We start from the raw sequence: 1,144 nt of genomic DNA, 5'->3' as shown, positions 1-1,144 counted from the left end.
CCGCAGCCCCCGCCACCGTCCCGGCCGTCCCCATTTGGTGGGCTGACCCATCCCGTTGTGGGTGGGCTAGCTGCATGCGGTGGGCTGACCCGCAACCCGGTGGGTCCACCCATCAAACGGGGTGTTCCCACCCCGGAAATCCGGCGGTCTTTGGTTGGACCCCGTAGATGGCGGGAGGAGTATGCGGCGGCACGGCGGGTTCACTCGGCGAGAGAGCTCCGCCTTGGGGTCCCGCCTTGGCTGGGCGCGGTTGGCTGGTGGGTGAGTGGTGCGGGGGCTGGGGACTTCTGCCTGCCGATCCAGGTTCGTAGCGCTCCCCAGCACGTCGGAGGTGGCGAGCAGACACCAGTACGGCGCCGGCCGCGGCCATCGGCGCGGTTTGCCTGCCGAGTGGGTTCACTCGTCGCGCTGGACAACCTCCTGAGGTCGAGTGGAAGGAGATTGCTGCTGGCAATCGATGTACAGCAGCACGGTCCTTCCACTCGATGACATGGTTGCGACATTCGGCCCGGTCGCGACGCTCGGCGGTGGAGCTTGTTGCGCGGGCGGTCCAGCCGACGATGCGGGCGAGCGCGAAGAGGGCCTCGCCGGCGTCTGGGCGGAGGTTGTAGGCGTGCATCACGGCGGCTAGTGCGAGGTCGCTGGTGGGGAAGGATTTGATGCGGCCGGTGAGTGTTTGGACGACCTGCATGATCGGCTCGTCGCCGAGCAGTTTGAAGAGGACCTCGGCGCGGGGGTCGCGGGTGCGGTAGATCTTGTGGCCGAAGCCGGGGACTGGGGTGCCGGTGCGGAGGTGCGCCGACAGGGCGCCGACCGGGTCGTGTTTTGCGCGGTCGAGGAACTCGTAGGCCAGGGTCGGGGCGGCGCCGTGGTACTGCCCGTCCAGCGCACCGAGCCCCGCAGACACCACGGCGTACAGGTTGGCGCGGGCGCTCGCCGCGACCCGCGCTGCGACGGTGGAGACCGCCAAACCGTGGTCGGCGAGGAGGACTAGCGCCGCGTCGAGCACTTCGGGATGTGCGGTGGCGGAGGGCGCGGTGGTTGCGCCGGACCCGAGTGGTGGTGGAGCTGCTGGAGATGACAGGAGCTTGGGCCAGAGGCGGGTGCCGGAGGAGGCGTCGGCGGGCGCGGTGGGACCGGGGAG

The 1,144-nt window shown here is 70.1% G+C and carries 1 protein-coding gene; it reads right to left on the bottom strand.

Features of this window, described 5'->3' with window-relative positions; genetic code table 11:
- Positions 1-112: 112 nt before the first annotated feature.
- Positions 113-1,144: citrate/2-methylcitrate synthase (locus E1263_RS42425; protein ID WP_272949738.1), on the bottom strand; the 1,032-nt coding region annotated here is incomplete at its 5' end.

Origin of the sequence: Kribbella antibiotica (assembly GCF_004349055.1) — a bacterium.
GTDB lineage: Bacteria > Actinomycetota > Actinomycetes > Propionibacteriales > Kribbellaceae > Kribbella > Kribbella antibiotica.
This window is presented reverse-complemented; position numbering and strand designations above follow the sequence as displayed.